The 353-nt window shown below is 43.3% G+C and carries 1 pseudogene; it reads left to right on the plus strand.

Annotated features, from left to right (window positions below):
• Nucleotides 1-353 (plus strand): annotated as a pseudogene (locus tag AB4486_RS22715) (penicillin-binding protein 2); the annotation flags it as partial.

Below are 353 nucleotides of genomic sequence, written 5' to 3' on the forward strand. Positions count from 1 at the left end.
CGTGGTTTGATTTACGATCGCAACGGTATACTTCTTGCCGAAAACCGTCCTGTTTTCAATCTAGAAATCATACCCGAAAAAATTAAAGATATGGATGACACGCTTGCTCGTCTGCAAGCATTAATTGAGATCCCGCCAGAGCGTATCGAGCGCTTTAATCGTGATCGTCGTAATTCACGACGCTTTAAATCAGTACCTATTCTTAATCAACTGTCTGAAGAACAAGTTGCCGTCTTCTCTGTAAACCAACACAAATTCCCAGGTGTTGAAGTTACGGGAACTTTGAAGCGTTTCTACCCTTACGGTGATGTGCTCACTCACGTAATAGGCTATGTATCGCGCATCAATGACCG

It is taken from the genome of Vibrio sp. 10N.222.55.C6, from assembly GCF_041473395.1.
Lineage (GTDB): Bacteria > Pseudomonadota > Gammaproteobacteria > Enterobacterales > Vibrionaceae > Vibrio > Vibrio crassostreae_C.